Here is a 20124-nt window from a genome sequence, read left to right as displayed (position 1 = left end):
GGAAAGAGCTTAAACCGCAAGGCTTGATAATATTTCAAAATGTTTTGGAGAAGCTTAAGAATCCATTACACCAAATTCAAATAAACTCTCATTAACATAAAGCTGTCCGGGTTGCAAAAGACTTGTTGGAAAATGAGGTTTGTTGGGAGCATCAGAGAAGTTCTGTGCCTCAAAACAAATAGCAGGAAACCTTCCAAATTTTACATTATTTGAGAAATTTAGATTTGGAAAAGATTTTGGAGTATAAACGACCATTGCCGGTTGTTGGGTAATCACCCTCATACTAATGCCGCTTCGGCTTGATTGTAACGTGGCCGCCTCCTCTTGTTTTAAAACAAATACATTGTCAAGGCCTGTAAAGCCTTGTTTTTTGATTTGGGATAGGTTATTATAATCGAAGTGCGTTTGTTCCGATGGGACAATAAGACCCGTAGGAATCAGTTGGTCATCCATATCTAAATAACCATTACTATGGATTTGTAACTGGTGATCTAAAACACTGCCGTTTCCATCCAGATTAAAATAAGCATGATTGGTCAAATTTAGCACTGTGGTCCTATCCGTGTAGGCTTCATAGGTTATCCTGAGCGAATTGGATTCCAATAACTCATAAAGAACAGATACTTGAAGGTTTCCTGGATAGTTCTCCTCTAGGTGCCTACTTAAATAGGAAAGTTTTACACTGGACTTTAAGGATGTATCAATATTCCAAAACTTTTTGTCAAAGCCCTGTTTTCCTCCATGTAGATGTACTCCATTTTTATGATATAAAGGATAGGTTTTACCTTCAATGTTTAGCTCTTTTCCAGAAATTCGGCCTGCATATCTCCCAACACTACTTCCTAAGAGTAAATTGTGATTTTGGTAATAAGACTCCAAATAATCCTCCGGAGATTTTAACCCTACAACAACATTTACCAGATTGTTCTTTTTATCTGGAACTTTTAGTGATAATATGGTCGCTCCATAGTTTGAGATAACAAGTTCTGCTCCATTTGTATTATTCAGTGTAATTATTTCTAACATGGTTGGCACAAATGTCTACTGATTTAAATCTTGCAAAAAGAGAAGAGAAGTAGCATTTTTTTTCAAGATAATCATTTTAGCATTTCTAAATGCTCTAAGTAATATTCACCCTACTATTTTTTTGAATGGAATTGAATAATTCATTTTATTTAATTGGACATTAATTAATGTTAATTGTATATTTGCACCCGCAAAATAGGTCGCATAGCTCAGCTGGATAGAGCATCTGCCTTCTAAGCAGACGGTCGCAGGTTCGAATCCTGCTGCGATCACGAGTAAAATAAGGGCTTCAGAGATTTTAATGTTTCTGGAGCCCTTTTACTTGCACAAAACTTGCATTATTTTTTTACAAATTCAATCCAACAAATTATTTCGCCCGTAGAGTTGCATTTTTTTTTGTTATCCCAAGTTTCACTGTTATTCGTGGATATTTCCCCTATTTCAAAATTGGAATCTAAATAGACTAAAGAATCAAATTGTTTGATCGTTTCAATTTTCCAGCTATTGAAAGCATTGGAATATTCTTCATCAATTCGACTTTTCTTTTCGCAGCTACTTACTCCACTCCATGATATATTGAAACTATCTTTTAGATTTAATGTGTCTCTTTTGCTTATGCTGATATCGTTTATAGATTTAGATAAAAGCTCGGATTTTGTCATTTTAATTTTTTGACCGGGAAGTATAACCTTAGGTAATTCCTTAATGCCAATTATTATAGCGATTACCCCAGCTATAATACCTACTATTTCAGCTACTCTTGTTAGGGTACTCTTTTTTGCTTTTTCTCCCATGTTACTCCTCATCAGATTCTTCCAACTCCTCTTTCTTTTGCTCTAAGCTTTGGATTAAGTCATCCAACTCGCCTTTTAATTTTAGGAGATCCATTTGACTTCTGATTAAGGTAATCTCATTTTGAATAGTTGTATTATCAGACGGAATTAAGGCATCTAATTTGGCTTTTTGGTCTATTAATTTCTGCAATTCCTTTGTAGGTTTTTCATATTTTAAGTAGTCGTATGCTCCTGTTAAACTTGTTTGAGTTGTCGTTAAGAGGTCATTTGATTGCTCAATGCTTGATTTTATATTGGTTATTTTATGATTCACCAAAGCACCCGTTGCGTTATCAAATTTTAGATTAGTCTGTATTTTTCCTCCTTTAACTGAATTTAGTGGGATTACAGACTCATAACCTAGTTGAGCAATATTAATAGCATTACTTGTTATTAAACTTCCATCAATCAATAGTTTGATTTGAGTCTGTATAGGTTGTCTTATGACAAGCCCATCCATCGATTTATATGAATTAAGCTGTCTAAGCTTGCTTAAGGAGGAATCAGGCTTTTCTATTACTACCTCAATTGTAGGTAATTTAAATTTTTTAAAAGTTGTCTTTGCTGAATCTCCATCATTACCAACTCCATTTGAAACAGATTTATTGAATTTTGAATTTAAATGGTCAAAAAGATGTACTGGTTTTATTTTGTGTCTATATAGGTTTCCATCAATACATGTCATTAGTCCCTTGCCTTCAGTGCTTATCTCGTACTTATGGAAAGGGTCAATGACCACGGTAAAGTTTATATCATATAATTTCTCATCAACTTTATTATTATCATTGAACCATTTTAATTCTTTTCTAAAATGCTCAATTTGAGATTTCAAAAAGTCAACTTCATCCTTCTTTTTGGCATTTTTGATTTTGTCATTGAATCCATTAATTGCATCGATATAATAGTTTTCATTTCGTTCTTTGACTTTAATCTTGTCTATGATGTTTTGAAAAAAGGTTTCCTTCTGCTCTAGGTTTTTCCCTTGAAAATTAAAAACGGACGAAACTTGATTTGCGAATATAGAGTTAGAATTCATAGTCAACGGATCAAGAGATTTGGCGGTAAATTTTTCCAGATTAGAATAAGAAATTTGACTTGGGTTGCTTAACTCTTTGCTAGGAATTGAGTTTATTACCTGATTCTCCATGGTTTCCTCAGTTCTAATTGCTTCGGCAACATTTTTGAAACCATCAGGAATACCAATTGGCGAAACGAACGTTTTTGCTAACTCTCCAGAAGTCATTACAACGTTTTTTGCGAATTCAGTGCTTTGATCTTCGATATCAGCCGTAACGGATTGAATCAGGCCATTAGGGAATAGGTTAAAGTCTAGAACAGATTTTAACCAAAAACTATTACTAAGTCTTTTGCCATCAATTACAAAGGCCCTTGAATCATCAGGAATGAGTTCACTTGAAACGACAATTGGTTTTGAAAAAAGAACTTCGTATTTATCTGGATTTTTCCTGCCATTTACAATTCTTGTATACTCTTTGATTGAGTAAGTTATATCTACTTTTACTAGATTCTTTGGCAAGTAGTAGATAATACCTTGCGGAATAGTCTTAGTGGTGTCTACTGGACTATTCGAAGTAGTTTGTGGTTGCGGCTTTTTATAAGCTTGACTTGTGACGTTTAAACCTCCCCCGCATGACAGAAGCAAAAGAGCAGTACTGATTACAATTATAGTTGATAACCCCCTCATTTTAAATATGCTTTAGATTAATATTAGTTTAATGGGGGAGCTTAAATTTAAAAAACAGCTTTCAAATATGAAATATTTTAGCTACTTATTATGTAAGTAGAATAACAATAGTAAAAATTTTAACATTTGTAAAATTGACTAGCTGACTATTAATATGTTAGCGACTATTCAATATGAATTTACTTATACTAGTGTAAAGAAAATTTTGTAGTATTGATTCAATCAAACCAATGCCGATTTATGTCCGATCTGTTTGCAAGCTCAAATGAAAAGAAAGAACTATCCGAATTATTTGCAGCCTTATATTTTGCTAAGGATGAAATAGAACTTCTAGAAGTCATGGAATCCAATCCAGAAGTTTTTAAAGATTCTAATTGGAAACCTTTAGGCGGTAACGATAGCAACTATGGAATAGTGAAAAATCAGCAGTCTAGCCCAATTGCCGCTTTGATTGAAAAGGCAACCAACTCAATAGATGCCTTGTTGACCAAAAAGTGCTATGAAGCAGGTATTAAACCAACCGCTGAAAATGCACCGCTCTCTATGGAAGAAGCAATAAAACTGTTTTATCCTAAAAACAATTGGGACTTAACGGAGTTTAGAAAAAAACAAGCTGAGGAGATTCAGATTATTGCAGATGGAAAAGGACCAAGGAGTCCAAGAAAACAATACCCTACGTCTGTAATAGTTTATGACAATGGAGAAGGTCAGCATCCAGATAAGTTTGAAAGCACATTTTTATCATTAGTTAGTGGAAACAAAAACAATATACACTTCGTTCAAGGTAAATATAATATGGGAGGGAGTGGAGCAATTGTTTTTTGTGGAAAGAAAAGATATCAATTAATAGCTTCCAAAAGATACACAAATGATGGTGATTTTGGATTTACGTTAATAAGGGAGCATCCAAAAAGGGAAACAGATAAATCAAAGGAAACTTGGTATGAATTTCTATTGATAAATAGCAAAATACCTTCTTTTCCAATTGAGCAGTTAGAATTGGGTTTGGAAAATAGGAAATTCAAAACAGGAACTATAATTAAAATGTATTCCTATCAGTTTCCCAAAGGATATTCTGGATTTGCTCAAGATTTAAATCAAAGCATAAATGAGTTTTTATTCCACCCTGCATTACCAATTTTAACAAAGGATACTGCTGAAAGATACCCAAACAATAAAGTCCTCACGAATGACCTTTACGGTCTAAATAGAAGATTGTTGAGCGAGGAACAGGACTATTTAGACGATAAATTTTCGAATGAGTTTGAAGATGCGATAATTGGGAAAATGAAAATATCATGCTTTGTCTTCAAAACCAAAGTAAGAGACTTTGATTTAAAACGAACCAAAGAGATTATACAAAATCGTTATTTTAAAAATTCTATGTCTGTTATATTTTCATTAAATGGTCAAGTGCATGGGCACTATACTTCTGAATTTATAACACGGTCTTTAAAACTTAATCTTTTGAGGCATCACTTGCTGATTCACGTTGATTGTACAGAGATGGAATACAACTTTCGTAAAGAGCTTTTTATGGCCTCACGCGATCGATTAAAAGATGGTGAAGAGACTCAATATTTAAGATCCTATATAGCAACTCAACTAAGTAAAAAAGATGGTCGGCTTGCAGATATAGAAAAACAAAGAAGACAAGGGGTGGATATAGATACGTCTTCAAATACAAATGACCTACTAAAGAAGTTTACTAAAAATTTACCATTGGACTCTGACTTGATGAAATTACTTAGTCAGACCTTTAAATTGGACTTGAAGAAAAAAGAAAAGAACCCTAAAAAAGAAAAAATACTCTCTAAAAAGGAAAAAGAAGAAGCCCCTTTTGACCCACAACGATATCCTTCACAATTCAAACTTAATAGAAAAAATGATGGGAAAACAGAAGTAGCATCAATTCCATTAAATGGGGAAAAAACCATCAAATTCTCAACAGATGTGGAGAATGACTATTTTGATAGAATTGATGACCCAGGGGAGTTGAAAATTTCAATTTTGAATATTGTAAACAATGAAGAAGATGGAGGCAATTTTCCTGGAGAACCTAAAGCACCTACGGAATTATTTAATGTAGTTAAAAGCAGTCCAAACAAGGGAACAATTAAAATTAGCCTAAATCCAAAAGATGTTTTAAAAGTTGGGGATACAACTCAAATGAAAGTTTCATTGACATCTCCAACAGGAGGCTTTGATGAAATATTTTGGGTTAAAATTGTAGATGCAAAAAAGAAAGATGACCAAAGACCAAAACCAGAGGATGATAGTGAACCATTAGGTCTCCCTCAATTGGTGTTTATGTATAAAGAACCAAATAAAAAGGAGAAAAATCAGGTTTCATGGGATGCGGTAGAAGAAGCTACTGGATTACACGTCGACTATCATACTGTAATGGTTCCCGCAGCAGAAGGAGATACACTGACAAGCATCTATATAAATATGGATAGTAGTGTATTAAAATCTTTTAAATCTAAATATAAAAACCCAAACCAAGACCAATTAGACTTATCTAATAGAAAATACTTTACTTCAGTATACTTCCATACCCTTTTTCTCTATACTATAAGTAAAAATAGGGGCTATGAAATCAAACAAAAAGTAGAGGATCGAGAGGAATTGGAACATGTAGATTTAGGCCAATATTTGAAAGATCTGTTTGACAACTTTTATTCAACCTTTATTCTGAACTTTGGTGGTATGGAAGAGATGATGCATGGTTTAGGAGAATGATTAAATATTGATGTCGCATGGAAATAGATAAAACCAAATATTCGACTAGCAAGGAAACTATGAAAAAACTAAAGATTTCTGCTTGCGAATTAATGCACTTACGGGTTACAGGTGAACTACGATATATCAAAAAGGGGAATGCATATTTTTATGAAAAAAAGGAGGGTTAATATAACATATCTATCACACCCACTTTGAACAGTTGTTTTTGTTCTTTTTTTAATGCACTTATTACTTCTTCAATTGATTTAACCCTTCTTTCTTTAGAATTGTTTAGCATGGTTCGAATAATCTGGTAAATATTTTCATTCTTCCAAAGAAAATCTGATCTCCGAATACCCCCTTCAGGCGAATTACCCTGAAGAATATACCATAGAACCTTACCAATCTGATAAATGTCTGACTGATGATTTATTTTACAATTATGTAAGCTGTTCCAAGGTTTAGATTCGGCTAAAAACTTGTTCATGGCCTCAGGGCTCATCCAGCCTCTTGGTCCTATCCACTCACCATCATCATCTATTTCGATAGTTTGATCTCTATGCTCAGCTAACCCTAAATCTGATATCATCCACTTATCTTCGATAAATAAAATGTTATCTGGTTTTATATCTCTATGGTAATAATTTCTTGACCAAATTTGTTTAAGCGATTCACATATTTCGATACAGAGTTCCAATCTTTCCAATAAACTAAGATTGTTTACCTCCAAGTATTTAGACAATTGACTATCCGCATAATCCATGGTGTAAAATCGAAAGTTTGCATTTCTGTTTCTTTCGATATCTGACCAACGAATACTTGCTTGGCCGTAATGATGTACCGTCATTAAATTGGGTAAATTATGCTCATTACAATCAACTAGAGCTTCTATTTCTATTTCAAATCTTTTACTTCTTTGTGATTCCTCTTTCCATTTTGGAATGGAATGCTTACAGACTTTTATGACCAAATCAGGAATAAGTGGATAATCTCTAATGTCATTATATTTTTCTAAATCTATTAATTTTAGAACACAACCATTCGCTCCTGAATTACCAGGATTTAAATTATCCAAAAAATATGGTAGGTAAAAGACGCCATCTATTGTTATTGCATTTTCTTTTGGGGTTTCTAAATCAATTTGAAATTTTCCTTTATCCAAACAAATGCTTTTTGGAAATGTAATATCAACATTTTTCATCTACTAAATCTTCATAAGATAATACCCTTCAAATTCTTCGAACTTCACATCAAATAATTGATGGCTATCTATATAGTCAGCTATATCTGCCAAAATTTTGTTGTCACCGATTGCTTTTGATTTATTTAGAAGAATGGAGTTGAAAAAATCTAGTCTATATTTTCTCGCATTTTTGGAGTTGGACTGTGATACACAATTAATGGCATACTCTCTGAGAGAAAAACAATCTTCATTTGAAGGAGAAATGTATCCGGAAATTGCCAATAGGATTTGATATTGTCTCTTATGCAACTCTAAACTGGCATCTATATTTTCATTAATGAAACTGAATAAAGTATAGAAATCGTTCTTCTGCCTATATCTAGTTTTACTAATATTTACCACTTCATTTAGTTCAGCGATTCTATCAATTATTTTGTAAAATATTTTTTCTATTTCAATGTACTGGTCGTTTGTTATATCCTTTTCATAAATATCTGATATGATTTTCTTTTTATCCTGAGTTCCATGAATAAGATAGGCCAGAAGTTCTTCTAAAAAATTTCTATCATTCATTCTTTTTGAAGTGGCCTCAGTAAAGAGATTTAAGTTCATAAAGTTTTGATAGGTTAAAGCTGTTTCCGCTAGTCTCAGGAAATTCGTTCCTGAAAATTCAGCCTTATTTATTTCAGGGATATTGAGATGTTTCCCCTTTTTATTTACCAAAACATAAAACTCTTCGACTTCTTCTTTTTTAGTTACATCATAAATATTGGTAATACTAAGCTGATAATTAAGGAATTGCTCTTCAGAATTAAATATATTCTTTGCTGAATCTGTTATCTGCCTTTTGTAATACCTAAATATGGTTCTTGCTCTTTGTTGTCCATCCACCATTTCAATAATTCCTTCGGGATTTTTATAAAGAAAAAAACTGGGTAGTGGGTATCCTTTTTTTATTGAATCTATCAACTCCTCCTGATCTTTTCTAGTCCATATGTCATTTCTCTGATAGTATGGCTTTAAATCGATTAAATCTTCATCTATAAGCCTAATTAATTCAGCTATACTAAAAGGTTCAATTTTGAATTTCATTTTATAAAAAACAAGTATTACAACCGTCTCTTTCGGTTCCTTCTAAAATGTCCAATAGATAGGGGGAAGATTTAGCTTTTTCTTTATTGGATCTTTTTAAGTGGTTTTGTTTAATTTCTTTTATACGTTCAGGCTGTATTAATTCTTCTAAGCTCTCATTAGGCACCCAAGTGAAAGATTCCTCTGTATTTTCATATTTCATAGCTTCTTTGAACAAATCTGTGTGCTGCTCATATAGCCAAACCCATTCTATTTTTTGCTGAAAAAAGCAGAAATAACATCCTGATCTACTTCTAGCATATTCTCCTTTCTGGCCATCAATTTCATATTGTACTTTTTCATAATATGCAGGTACTCCTACACCACTATCTCTAAGAATTTTAAAAATGTCATCCCTGACCAAAACGTCTTCATTATCCAATAGTGGATAATCATCTTCTAAGGCTAAAGGATAACCTATTGTTTTTGAAAATTGAAAAACCGCTCTATTGAATTCAGGAATACCTAAGTCTAAGACACTATTAGTTTTATGCTTAATAATTCTTTCAGTTTCAACTCTTTGATTTCTGTCAAAAGTTATAGGTAGTGATAGAATATCTATTATTTTGTCCAATCTTTTACCATGATAGAAACTACTATATAAATCTAAAACCAGACTTTTATTCTCTGGATTAAAGAATTTATAAAGAATATCGCTACTCCAGATATTTCGTCTAAATGGAAAGATGGATTGAATATTGGATTCCCTTGAAATGTAGCCTTCTCTATCTTCATCGCCCCTAATCCCAACATAAGAAACGGTAGGCTCTCCATTTACGAATTTTTCAAATGGCTTTAACTTCATTAAAGCAGTACACCACCTAGCCTGAGGGGATGGGAGATAACCTCTAAAGGATTTGAAATAAAAATCGAAAGGAGTTTCGTTGGTTCCTTTTAGTTCTTCATTCTCTAATTTCTTAATCGGCTTTCCAAAATAAGACTGAAGGTTGTCAATAAGTTGATAAGTTTCGTCTAGTTCCTTGCCCGTATCACAGAAATAATACTCAAAATCAAGTTCTGGGTATTTGTCATTCAAATAGATTGCGAGTGCCGCACTATCCTTGCCTCCGGAGATTCCTAAAATATGTCTTGGTCTATTCACTATCTAATTCTTGTTTTAGGAGCATAGCTAATATAGGAATTTTCATATTCTCATCGTCTTCTAATTCTTTCTTTATATTTTTTATCTTATCAGCTATAATCTTTTGCTTACTATTGGGAATTCTCAAAAGATGCTCTTTGAGTCCACCATCAATCGATGTTAACTCCAACTTTAAAACTGTTTCTTCATCATGTTGTTCTATTCTATTCAGGTCGGTTAAATTATCAAGTTCTTTAACCATTAGAGACAAACGATCTTTTAATACTTTTTCATCGGAATCCTTTATTGAATCGAGAGGTTTTCCCATAATTGATTGACAAACTGAAACTAACCAGCTATCTCTATCATTGATGTTAGAATTAATCCTCATTAAGAAAACTTTATGCTTGTTTAAAATTTGGTGTTCTTTGAGTGAGGAAAATCGTTTTTTTAACTTCTCTTTATACTGTGGAAACTTACTATCAGCTCCCAGAATCTCTTGATTAATATAGCTCTCCAATCTGATTTTCAGATGTCCATATGAAGATTTGATTTCTTCTATTTTATTTTGAAACTCGATTATGTATTCATCAAAAACCTTTTTATCTCCTGAAAGTTCCTTTAATGAATAACCTAAAGCATTTGGAAAGTCTTCAAAAAAAGTAACTTCTGGATCTTTAGCTTTGGCAATGGCTTGTCGTAATTTGATTGCTTCCTCTGAAACATTTTTAGTTATTTTGCTATATTCGTCTAAATCTCTATAGAAAACCAGTAAAGGCCTAATACTTTCAATAAATGAATCATTGTTTATAATTGCAGCAGATTCTTGTTTTAAGAATGCACGATATTTATTAAATAAAGTAAGCCTTAAGTTATCTAGTTCGAAACTCTTTAAAGAATACTCTTGAGGATTCCTTGTAATCATGTACAAAGTTGTTTCATCTATATATGGAACAAAACCTGTATCTATATTAAACAAGGCAAAATCACCACGTCTAATAAATAAAAAAATAGGAATCCAAAAATCAATTACACCTTGCTTTAATTTGTATGGTTTAGAACTTAGAATATCTATTAATTCCGTTATATCAGTTCTTTTTTCCCTTGAACTTAACATGAAATTATCGCAGGCGTTCCATAATTCAATAATTTCAGATTTCTTCTGAGGCTTTTTTAAGGTGTAGCTGCTATTTTCTATAACATGAATTCCTGTTTGCTTCAATAGGGTATAATAGATTGTCTTTTCAGCTGGCCATTTATCCTTTGGAAAACCTATATCCTCTATGTCCCATGATTGCACTAATGCTTTCCAAAAGGACTTTCTGGCGGCGGAAATCGCTCCTGAAATCTTATGTTTATTGAAAAGTTCATTATTAACTCTTGGAGTCAAATTATATACTTCACTACAAATTTTGGATAACTGTTTGTTAAAATCTCTTTTATTAGAAATGGTGATTTCATGTCCATTCCGAAACCAAGTAATTCTATCTGAATAGAGACTGTCCATCACATAGTGATTAAGTAAATTCTTTTGACTACTAATAATGGAAAGTAGTTCTCTTATTGCTACTCTATCCTTCTGGTCTTCCATATCCTTAAGGACTTTTTCAGACTTTTGAATTTCAAATAGAGTTTCAAAAATTTTGTTTGTATTGTTGAAGAAACCATAGAGGACGGCGTTTTCCCCATTTTTAGAGTAGTCTATATAATCTTTCTTGTTCGATTGATTATCAAAAATCAAATTGATAAATCCGTCTATTTCCCCATTAGCCTCAGTATCAATGGGCTTATTGGTCAAAATAAATTCAAATAGTCTAGGAGTACCGGTAGTATACGAAACTGATTTAGCCGTAATGATTGGAAACTCAAAGTAATTTTTCAGTTTAGACAGAATATCAATTGAATCATCTATTTGGTTTTCTGCCTTAATTAGGGCATGCTCAATATCTAAATCTGTTCCTTCAAATAACTTGAAAGAATTATTAAATCGATTAAATCGAATAATCTTTAAAGAGCTAAGCTTTTCTAGATATTTTGGAATGTTGCTCGAATTTTCGAAAAAATATGATTCAAAAAAAGCACCATTAAGTTTAGCCCCTTTACTGCAAAAAATTGATAATAATCCAATAGCTTTTACTAAATCTAGAATAGGAGCTTGATCTTTTTCGATAATAGCCTCAACTCTCTCTATTGAGGTTTTAATAGCATACCAATTTGAATAATCTGGATTGGATTTACTTGTCAAAAAATTATAAAATTCTTTAAATAGATAATCATAAATATTTTGGAGGCCATAGCGGGATTTGGATTCAATAATTTGTGCATAATCCATCGAATTAAGAAACGTGAATAGGGACCTTTCGTTTTGACCATACTTTTGAATACTTGTAGCTAATACATAAGCTGAAATTGAATCCAAAGGGTATAAATCATTTTCAATCTCTTCTAAGAATTCACTCTGAATAGTAAAGAGTTTGAAATCACCAATCAGCCGTGCAATACTTCTTTTAAAGTTCCCTTTGACATTATTTTTTTTGAAATGAGAAGTTGCTAGGTGCAAAAGCTGTTCTACAGGCTCGTTAAATGTAAGCTCTTTAAATCGTCCTTTTACTTTTTTCCATTCTTGTATCTGATTGGACTCTAAACTTGAACCATATGATTCAATGCTTTGATGCAATGTGGTTATCAGTAATATATTTCTATCTGGACTATTTACAAACTCGGCCAATTTTTGCACGAAGTACATTTCTTTGTTAGGATCATTTTTAGCTGCATACTCCAAAAATTTACCAAACTCGTCAATTGCGATTATCAATAAACCATTTTCATCCTTAACTTTTTCATATTCTTGAAATATAACGTCGAATAATATTTGATTTCCAGGAAAATCTTTTTGCACTCCAATTTTTTCATTGAATGATTGAATGATTGAAGTGTATTCCCCGACGAAATTTATAATATTAATTGAGTCGTTAAATTTGGATAAGTCAAGGTCAAAAAATGAATTCTTTGAAAGTAAAGTTTGCTCTAATGCCCATAGAAAGGAAGATTTTCCTGTGCCAAAGGATCCTATCAGCGTAAATGAGTGAAACCCTCTATTATATTCACTAAAAATTTCTGATGCAATCCTCTCAGCATTTGGAGTGACTACATAGTTTAATTGTAAATCGCTATCTCTAAGGATATTAACAGACGGAGTATATTTATGCGGCATAATATTCTTCTAATATTCCAATTAAATTAGGTTTCTCCCTGATTTGAAGCTCTTTCACTCCCGCTTCGTTACTATAAGTAATGTTGGGATAAAGTGACGCCAGTTCGATTAATTTATTTTCAAGCTCTTCTGGAGTTAGAACAAAAATATTTCCAACTCCACGCAAATCACTGTATAAAGATTTGAAACTTATTGAATTACCATAGGCCTCATTTTCTAAAATACAGTATAACAATATTTTAATTGGAAGACTATCAGAAGAATTATTTTCAATTCTATATAACGGCTCCTTGTTTTCGTTCTTTCCAATTTCCTTTAGTAAGTTTAATTCCGAAAGTAATCCTGACAAACTATCTTCTTTTAGGTCATTCTGTTTATCGTTGTATGTCCTAGTAAAAACTGAAAAGTCTTTACTTAAAATATTTTCACTTTGGTCTGTTTTTTTCTCCTTAACAAGGTCTATGAAATGTGTTTTAGTGAATTCAGGTTTTAGTTTTCTCAATTCTCTAAAAATCAAATTATAGATGGAGGAATGATTGATTGCACAAAGTTTGTAGTGCAATAGCCATAGTGTACCTTCATTTTCAAAATATGGATCCCATCCATCGTCATCTAGCAAGTTGCTAAACAATTTTGATAATTGGTTTTGCTCATTAACAATCCCAAAAGCTTTCAACCAAAATCGGATAGAATTAACCATGTTTTTACCCACCCCAAGAAATACACCGGAATCATCTTGAAATTTTTGTTTTGTCAATGTATAATCGAATCCCTTTTTTAACCAAAAAAGCCTGCAATGAAAGGTGTCATGTCCTGAATAAGTCAAAATATACCGTTTAAAGTAAAAATAGTTTATTAACCAAAGCTTAACGAAGAATAGTAAATGTTTTTGTTCAGAATCTAATGTTGATAATCATTGAAATTTAAAATGCACAAAAGATTGTTACTGCTCCATATAATATTAATCTTTGAATCAAATTGAAGACAAAACTAATGCCATGAATTTGGATCAAAACAGCAGTTTATCACGAAAAGAGGTATACGATCTAATATGGTCAACACCTATAACCATTATTATAAAACAGTATTTTCTTTCAATATCAGATATCAAAAAGATTTGTAAAAAATATAACATACCATTACCAGAAAGGGGATATTGGTCAAAGATTAGATTTGGCAAATCAGTTGATAAAGTGGAACTGCCTGATAAAATGAGTTGGGATAAAGAAATTCAATTTGTGAATGTTTTAAATAATTCAGCAATAAATCAATTATCAAGAAAAATTGAAATTGAAAATACTTCTTTATTGGTCGTACCCAAGAGCCTAAGACATCCAGATTCTCTAATCTCTACGACTGCGCTACATTGGCAGAACTTAAAGCAAAGAGATTATAGTTTAAGAGAAAAATCCTTGTCAATTAGGGTCAGTGAAAATTGCAGGTCAAGATCATTACGATTTGTAAATGCGCTAATCAAATTGTTGAAGGTAAGAGGACACACTATTGAGACAGATAGGTTTGGCACTTATGCAAAAGTTTTTGATATAAAGATTAAGTTTTACTTAAGAGAAGTAGATAAAAGAATACCTGCCAAAACTATATATGGAACTTCTGACTATGTGCCTACAGGAGTGTTAGCATTAAAAACAAATGAGTATTCCAAAACCAAGGAGTGGCGTGATAGTAAACAGAACCCAATTGAAACTAAGTTGTCCAAAATTGTTGCTAGACTGGAATCAGATGCTTTAAAAGAAATAGAATGGAGAAAAGAGGTTGAAGCGGAAAGAATAATAAGAGAAAAGGAAAGAGAATTAAGGGAAAAGCAAGAGCAAAAAACAGAGGAAGAAATTCAAAAATTTAAACTTCTCCTCAAGGATGTTGAGAATTATAAAAAGGCGGAATCGATTCGAGCATTTCTTTGTGCAAAAAAGAACAAATTGATAAAAGAAAAAAGTTTGACACTCAAGGTCAATGAATGGCTTAAGTGGGCGGAGGATAAAGCGGATTGGCTTGATCCTTTGATTGATAAAAACGATGATTTATTTGGTAATTTCAAGTTAGAGTGAATCCACCTTTGATTTAAAAAGAAGTATCGAAAAATTCCTTCAATGAAATCTCAAAATATTCACAAATTTTATGAAGCGTAGATAGCTGTACATCTCTTTTTCCTTGTTCTATTCGAGAGAATTGAATACCAGTATCATTAAGGGCATCTTCTTGGGTTACACCCTTGTTTTTTCGTAACTCTTTAACCCTCTTAGCGAGGTTAGTAAGTAGTTGCTCATTGCCCTTTTTTTCCATAAGGACAATTTCAGGGCAAAAATTAAGTTATATAACAACCGAACGGTTGTTTTAATTTCAACAAATTAAGATAGACAAACCTATTTAAAGACAATAAAAAGATTAAAGACATGGATGATATTTTGTTTCAAGCAGATGGAAGAAATGGTTCTGTATTACTATACCCCAATAGATTGATTGTACGAAAAAAATTGACTGGGTTAAAAAGAATGATGACCTCTGGTGACAAGGAGATATTCCTCGATGATATAAAGAATGTCAATTACAAATCAGCAAATACCATGACATGGGGTTTTATCCAATTTGCCACTTCCCAAAATTCCAAAGAGTTATCCAAAGGAAGTCTAATGGCATCACCAATGGATGATTACAGCATAAATTTTTCCAAAAAGCAGCAATCAGAATTCGATAAACTCAAATCAGAAATCAACAGGCTTAGGAATGGCAGTAAATCTCAAACCGTAATTCAAAATCAACTTTCCGAAGCGGAGGAGTTAGAAAAATTGGCAGGATTAAAAGAAAAAGGCATTATTACTCAAGAAGAATTTGATTTAAAGAAAAGGCAGGTATTGGGTATCTAATAGCGGCATTAACATATTGGTATGGAGTCGTTAAGTTACTTCGCGCTCATTATGGATTGGCTGCAATATGTTGCGCACTCCAATCCGCACTTGCTTAGCACGGATTTCCCATTGGTAATTGTATGTGGTAATTTTTCAGGTATAAATCACTTGAAATCATAACTTTTAAAAAGGTCTGCTATAATAATTACACAAAAAAATATTAACGCTTGTTATCGGTGTGGAAAAACACTTCAAAATAAAATAGGGCTGGCGTAGTTACCAAGCCAACTGCCAGCCCTTAAATAGAAGGAGGTGGATCTATTCCTCCTTCATTGAATATGCCATTTTGGTTATCTAATATTGGTAAGTAGATAATAATAATCGATTTCAAAGCTTTCTAGGTTATAAGATAAATCCTTTAGCCATTGCCCTGCCGCTTTCTTAACTATTTTGTAATCTAAGTCCATCTTCTTCGAAGCAGATACAAAAGCCCCGATATCGCTAATTTTCTCTGCCTGTTTGGCATTGGTGGTGTATAGCTTAAAATATTCCTCGTCTAGCTCTACAGCTACATCTTTCTCTTCTAGTCTAAACATGTCCATTATCTTAATCTCCACCTTGTTGCTGGCGTCCTCTAGTCCTACCTTGTATCTATGCTCACAATAATCAAAGTACGAATTGTTGTGGGGGTAAAAGGAATACGTGCAATTTTTCCTACCGTTATATTCCTCCTGTAAAAGCTCTAGGTTGGTTAGGTCTAGCTCAATGAACTGTAGATATTTCTCAAAGCTAACATGCTTAAAAGCGGTATTGGACTCCCACTCGTTTTTGTAAAAATCCAGAACCCTGTCTGTGAAGTTTCCGTCCTTTAGGCCGTTTGGTTCTATACTCCCCACCTCTAACCTTTCTATTTCCTCTGAGGCCTTAACTAGGAGCTTAGCGAAATTCTTAACATTCTCCTTGGTAGCCTCGTATCTCTCCTTTTCAAATTGCAACAATTGTCTGCTCATAATTTTATGTTTAATAATTATACTCGTTTTTCCTCTTTTTCCAGTGCAATCCCCCCAGTTATTTTATGCTCCCCTCTACGGCTTACACTATACACGTTAAAATGGACTTCTGTGCTGAAAGGCTCTGCGGGCCTACACATGTAACCACAGGCCAGCATAGCGGCAATCCACAGGCCGTTTGAAATCTGCTCCCTGTTGCACCTTTCGTAAATGCTTTTTAGCCCATAGCTGGTCTGGGAGGTGTTAATGGATTCTGTCCTTCGCAGATGGGTATGGATAAACTCTATTACCGGCTCCAGTCCGTCAAGGTCTATCCTTGAGCCTTCAGCCTTACCATATTCAAACCCACGTGAGGTTAAATAGCATGGGGCAGCCTCGCCGCTTACTAGTCTTTTTAGATTTTCCATTAAAATCATTTGTTTTGTCTCTTCCATTCAATCCATTTTTTACACCTGTAACATTGTTACAAGATTTTAGTTAAACTTCTATATATACTTATACTATTTACTTTAAAATAAAAGTTACATTGTTATAGAATAGGATAAAATGCATTGTTCACAGGGCTTGACCGTGTTACGTTTTCCGTTACTTTCTGGTAACATTGTAACCAACGGCAGTTGTTATATACATTAACTCTTTTTCATGCCATTATCCATTATCAGATTGGTAGTTATTGTATTAATTGATTGTATAACTGCTGTTTCTAATTTCTTTTTGTAACACTATTTTTGTGCTTTTGTGTCAGACCTATTCAATGCTACTCTTCCATAAAAATCCTTTTTTCAATAACCCATGGCCTACCAGTTTTACTTGACATATTCCTAATACCAAACGGGACATACCTGGAAAGCCCCTCTTTTTTAAACCCGAATTCATCCTTAAGCGCCTTTTTGACCTGTACCCTATCGATTTTGTGGTTGTTGATAAAGAACCTCTGCTTGATGTCTGTAGGTGTGGCATGCACAATACTGTCCGAAATATCATTGTTAGCAAACAGTTCTATAAACGATTCCTGTAATTCCTTATATACATATGATTTACTTTCCTCTACAACTGCTTTTAGACTGTCGTTCTTCAACTCCTTGACGGTAAACAATTGCCTTGACTTGTTGAAGTCTGGTTCTTCCATTTGAGAGAGGTGATATATGAAAGCTGGAATCTGCCCTATCATCTTATCCAGAAAAAAAGAATCATGGGTTTTGGGTTTTTTAAGTTTGCGAATAAAGTACCGCACTTCCTCCGAATCAATCCTGAGAAAGCTGTTCTCCTTATTGGAGGCTATAATTAGCTTTCCATAAAAGGGAAGCGAGTAGTGCGGAACAAATTTCTCGTTAACTTCAATTGTCTTTGCGGTGGAAAGAAGCTTTATTTTCTCATCGAGATTGTTGTGGTTCAATCCAGCTTCGTCAATACAGATGATATTCTTCCACGCATAGGAACCGTTAAAACTGCTGCCGATCATTTCATTATTCAACATCACGGCATTGTTCCCAAAAATTGCCATTACGAAATTGAGAAATGTAGTTTTTCCAGTTTCTCTTGCTTTACTAACAAGCACCAGAACGGGAAGGATTACTTTAGGGTACATATACAGGGTTTGAAAATACCGAAGGCCCAAATTGTATTGCTCCCCGAAAATATGCATAAGAAATGCTCGGACATAACCCCATTCACCTTCTTTGGGCTCATATAAAAAGGAATCGTAACGATTCAAAAGGTTATACTCACTTTTTACATATCCATTTTTCGTATTGTCTGGAAACATTCCAAAACCGTCATATATTTTGATTTTTTTCAACAAATGTTTGTTGTCGGAAAAATCAACTAAAAGTTCTTGTCGACTCCATCGTACAAAGTTGCGGACAATGCTTTCAAACCTATTGGACACCCAAATTATCTTGAAGTAGATTATGCCTACTCTAGCATAATTTTCAGGGGAATCTTTTTTTCTTTTTTTGAGATGTTTTTTCTTTTTAGCTTTATCCATGTCATCTTGATTTGAGGTTATTGGTATTCTTCCTCATTATACTTATAGCCTTTTTTTGAGCTTCTAGTTTTTCCAATAATTCAATTGACCAGCTTATATGGTTGTTTTGTTCTGGATTTCGGTTGCGGTGCGGACACGGCCTGATTTCACCCAATCAAGAATTTCGTCTTTGTCAAAAATCAAGCGCTTTCCCTGCTTGCTATGTGGTATTTTTCTTTGAGAAGTGTATAGGTATAATGTAGGTAATGTTATATTCAGAAGCTTGCAACACTCCTTTGCACCAAAGTATTTTGGTAGACTTCCCTTATTTAAGGGGTGTTGTTGTACAATTAGTTCTTTTAACTCGGAAATATCGCCGTTCAATTTTTGAACAAGTAAAGGCAGCATTTCAAGTGTAGGCACGTTATAATTCTTCATTTTACCGCATATTTAGATGTTAATACGAGGTAAAACTATAAGGAATTATAAAGAAAAAAGGGGAACATAATAGCAACTATTGCAACTATTGCAACAGTTGCCAAAGTTGTTACAGAATATCTCTAAATAAGGAAATATATCTAAAGTTGTTTGTTTTTGGCTTTTCATAGTCTTGTTTTAACGCATTGGAAGAACGACTATAGGTGGATTTATTCATAGTAATGCCAAACTCTGCCTTTATATACCTGTATACGGCCTTTGCATTGAGTTTTAGATAATTTTTTGTTTCCAGAACGACCATTAAAGCTATTACTGTTTGAATTGTTTTATATTCCTTAGTTTCTGAAAAAATCCACTCATAGCCTGCATCCATCTTTGCAATTATAAATTCATTTTCGACAAGAGAACAAATCACTTTTTCGAATTGTTCTTCATTCTTAAATAATTGTTTGATGCCAAAAATCTCCTCCGAACTTTCGACTATATTATTATCTTTTTTTTTCGAGTTTGCATTGTTTTTTGACTTAAAAGATGTGTGAGGTTTTATACCTAAATATTCAATTATTTCCTTTCTTGTTTTCTCATAATCAAAAGACCCACCCTCTTCTTCAAGAATTTGGTTTGCCCATTCTTCTTGTTCTAGATCCAATTCTTTTTGTAAAAGGGAGAGCCTATTTAAAAGAAAAACCTTGATTTTTTTCAGATTGTCATCTTCCTTGCTTGTTCTTTGCTTCTGGGTATTGTCGAACAATTCTTCTCGTTGGGTGATATCGATACCAATTTTATTGACAAGGGATTCAATTTTACCCACTAATTCGGGAGTAGTAATCTCTTTGGTAGACGATAAAACTATATTAAATTGATCCAAACATGATTTATGTGATTCCTTGAAAATATTCACAAATAAATCCGTATTATCACCCAATTTCCCACCTTTTTTCATAACCCT

17 protein-coding genes and 1 tRNA gene are annotated in these 20124 nt (G+C 33.2%); 4 read left to right on the top strand and 14 right to left on the bottom strand.

The window, feature by feature from the left end; genetic code table 11:
* Window positions 1–54: 54 nt before the first annotated feature.
* Entirely contained in the window at window positions 55–1026 is a 972-nt protein-coding gene (locus tag FVB32_RS16175; RefSeq protein WP_147744865.1) for an aldose epimerase family protein, read from the bottom strand.
* Window positions 1027–1224: 198 nt separating this feature from the next.
* Here FVB32_RS16175 and FVB32_RS16170 point away from each other — a divergent pair.
* Window positions 1225–1298: transfer RNA gene (locus FVB32_RS16170), tRNA-Arg, on the top strand.
* A gap of 66 nt (window positions 1299–1364) precedes the next feature.
* On the opposite strand, the gene FVB32_RS16165 is transcribed toward FVB32_RS16170, so the two are convergent.
* Window positions 1365–1820, bottom strand: a complete 456-nt coding sequence (locus FVB32_RS16165) for a hypothetical protein (RefSeq protein ID WP_147744864.1) — start codon at window positions 1818–1820, stop codon at window positions 1365–1367.
* A gap of 1 nt (window position 1821) precedes the next feature.
* Complete coding sequence (locus tag FVB32_RS16160; protein ID WP_147744863.1) at window positions 1822–3564, bottom strand: hypothetical protein; 1743 nt, start codon at window positions 3562–3564, stop codon at window positions 1822–1824.
* A gap of 240 nt (window positions 3565–3804) precedes the next feature.
* Here FVB32_RS16160 and FVB32_RS16155 point away from each other — a divergent pair, with 240 nt between their 5' ends.
* A complete protein-coding gene (locus FVB32_RS16155) occupies window positions 3805–6306 on the top strand; it encodes a hypothetical protein (protein WP_222707971.1) in 2502 nt (833 codons plus the stop codon).
* A 166-nt stretch (window positions 6307–6472) separates the two neighbouring features.
* On the opposite strand, the gene FVB32_RS16150 is transcribed toward FVB32_RS16155, so the two are convergent.
* From FVB32_RS16150 to FVB32_RS16130, 5 genes are read right to left on the bottom strand one after another with little or no spacing between them, the layout of a single operon-like run.
* Window positions 6473–7450 carry a protein kinase domain-containing protein gene (locus tag FVB32_RS16150; RefSeq protein ID WP_187269606.1) on the bottom strand — a complete coding sequence of 326 codons (978 nt, stop codon included), beginning with the start codon at window positions 7448–7450 and terminating at the stop codon, window positions 6473–6475.
* Window positions 7451–7492: 42 nt separating this feature from the next.
* Window positions 7493–8563, bottom strand: a complete 1071-nt coding sequence (locus FVB32_RS16145) for a DUF262 domain-containing protein (RefSeq protein ID WP_147744861.1) — start codon at window positions 8561–8563, stop codon at window positions 7493–7495.
* A 1-nt stretch (window position 8564) separates the two neighbouring features.
* Window positions 8565–9704: a phosphoadenosine phosphosulfate reductase family protein gene (locus FVB32_RS16140; protein ID WP_147744860.1), complete on the bottom strand. Its 1140-nt coding sequence runs from the start codon at window positions 9702–9704 to the stop codon at window positions 8565–8567.
* On the bottom strand, window positions 9697–12897 hold the full coding sequence (locus tag FVB32_RS16135; protein WP_147744859.1) for a hypothetical protein: 3201 nt from the start codon (window positions 12895–12897) through the stop codon (window positions 9697–9699). Before FVB32_RS16135 ends, FVB32_RS16140 begins: the two co-directional genes overlap by 8 nt.
* A complete protein-coding gene (locus FVB32_RS16130) occupies window positions 12887–13723 on the bottom strand; it encodes a DUF4007 family protein (protein ID WP_187269605.1) in 837 nt (278 codons plus the stop codon). The genes FVB32_RS16135 and FVB32_RS16130 overlap by 11 nt, the downstream gene beginning before the upstream one ends.
* A 172-nt stretch (window positions 13724–13895) precedes the next feature.
* On the opposite strand from FVB32_RS16130, the gene FVB32_RS16125 reads away from it, so the two are divergent.
* Complete coding sequence (locus tag FVB32_RS16125) at window positions 13896–14963, top strand: hypothetical protein (protein ID WP_187269604.1); 1068 nt, start codon at window positions 13896–13898, stop codon at window positions 14961–14963.
* Window positions 14964–14976: 13 nt separating this feature from the next.
* Here the strand turns inward: FVB32_RS16125 and FVB32_RS16120 are convergent, their stop codons facing one another.
* A complete protein-coding gene (locus FVB32_RS16120; protein WP_147744856.1) occupies window positions 14977–15198 on the bottom strand; it encodes a helix-turn-helix domain-containing protein in 222 nt (73 codons plus the stop codon).
* A gap of 110 nt (window positions 15199–15308) precedes the next feature.
* On the opposite strand from FVB32_RS16120, the gene FVB32_RS16115 reads away from it, so the two are divergent.
* A complete protein-coding gene (locus FVB32_RS16115; RefSeq protein ID WP_147744855.1) occupies window positions 15309–15779 on the top strand; it encodes an SHOCT domain-containing protein in 471 nt (156 codons plus the stop codon).
* A gap of 332 nt (window positions 15780–16111) precedes the next feature.
* Here the strand turns inward: FVB32_RS16115 and FVB32_RS16110 are convergent, their stop codons facing one another.
* The 5 genes from FVB32_RS16110 to FVB32_RS16090 all read right to left on the bottom strand — a co-directional run bounded on the left by FVB32_RS16110 (window position 16112) and on the right by FVB32_RS16090 (window position 20118).
* Complete coding sequence (locus FVB32_RS16110) at window positions 16112–16771, bottom strand: hypothetical protein (RefSeq protein ID WP_147744854.1); 660 nt, start codon at window positions 16769–16771, stop codon at window positions 16112–16114.
* 17 nt (window positions 16772–16788) lie between these two features.
* Window positions 16789–17205, bottom strand: a complete 417-nt coding sequence (locus FVB32_RS16105) for a hypothetical protein (protein ID WP_147744853.1) — start codon at window positions 17203–17205, stop codon at window positions 16789–16791.
* Between the two features lie 323 nt (window positions 17206–17528).
* Window positions 17529–18758 (bottom strand): primase-helicase family protein, encoded by a 1230-nt coding sequence (locus FVB32_RS16100; RefSeq protein ID WP_147744852.1) that lies wholly within the window; start codon window positions 18756–18758, stop codon window positions 17529–17531.
* 93 nt (window positions 18759–18851) lie between these two features.
* Complete coding sequence (locus FVB32_RS16095) at window positions 18852–19175, bottom strand: helix-turn-helix domain-containing protein (RefSeq protein WP_147744851.1); 324 nt, start codon at window positions 19173–19175, stop codon at window positions 18852–18854.
* Window positions 19176–19284: 109 nt separating this feature from the next.
* Window positions 19285–20118, bottom strand: coding sequence for a hypothetical protein (locus tag FVB32_RS16090; protein ID WP_147744850.1), 834 nt, complete (start codon window positions 20116–20118; stop codon window positions 19285–19287).
* Window positions 20119–20124: the final 6 nt, after the last annotated feature.

Source organism: Flagellimonas hymeniacidonis (assembly GCF_008040165.1).
GTDB lineage: Bacteria > Bacteroidota > Bacteroidia > Flavobacteriales > Flavobacteriaceae > Flagellimonas > Flagellimonas hymeniacidonis.
The sequence above is the reverse complement of the archived record's forward strand: the minus strand, read 5'-3'. Positions and strand labels throughout refer to the sequence as shown.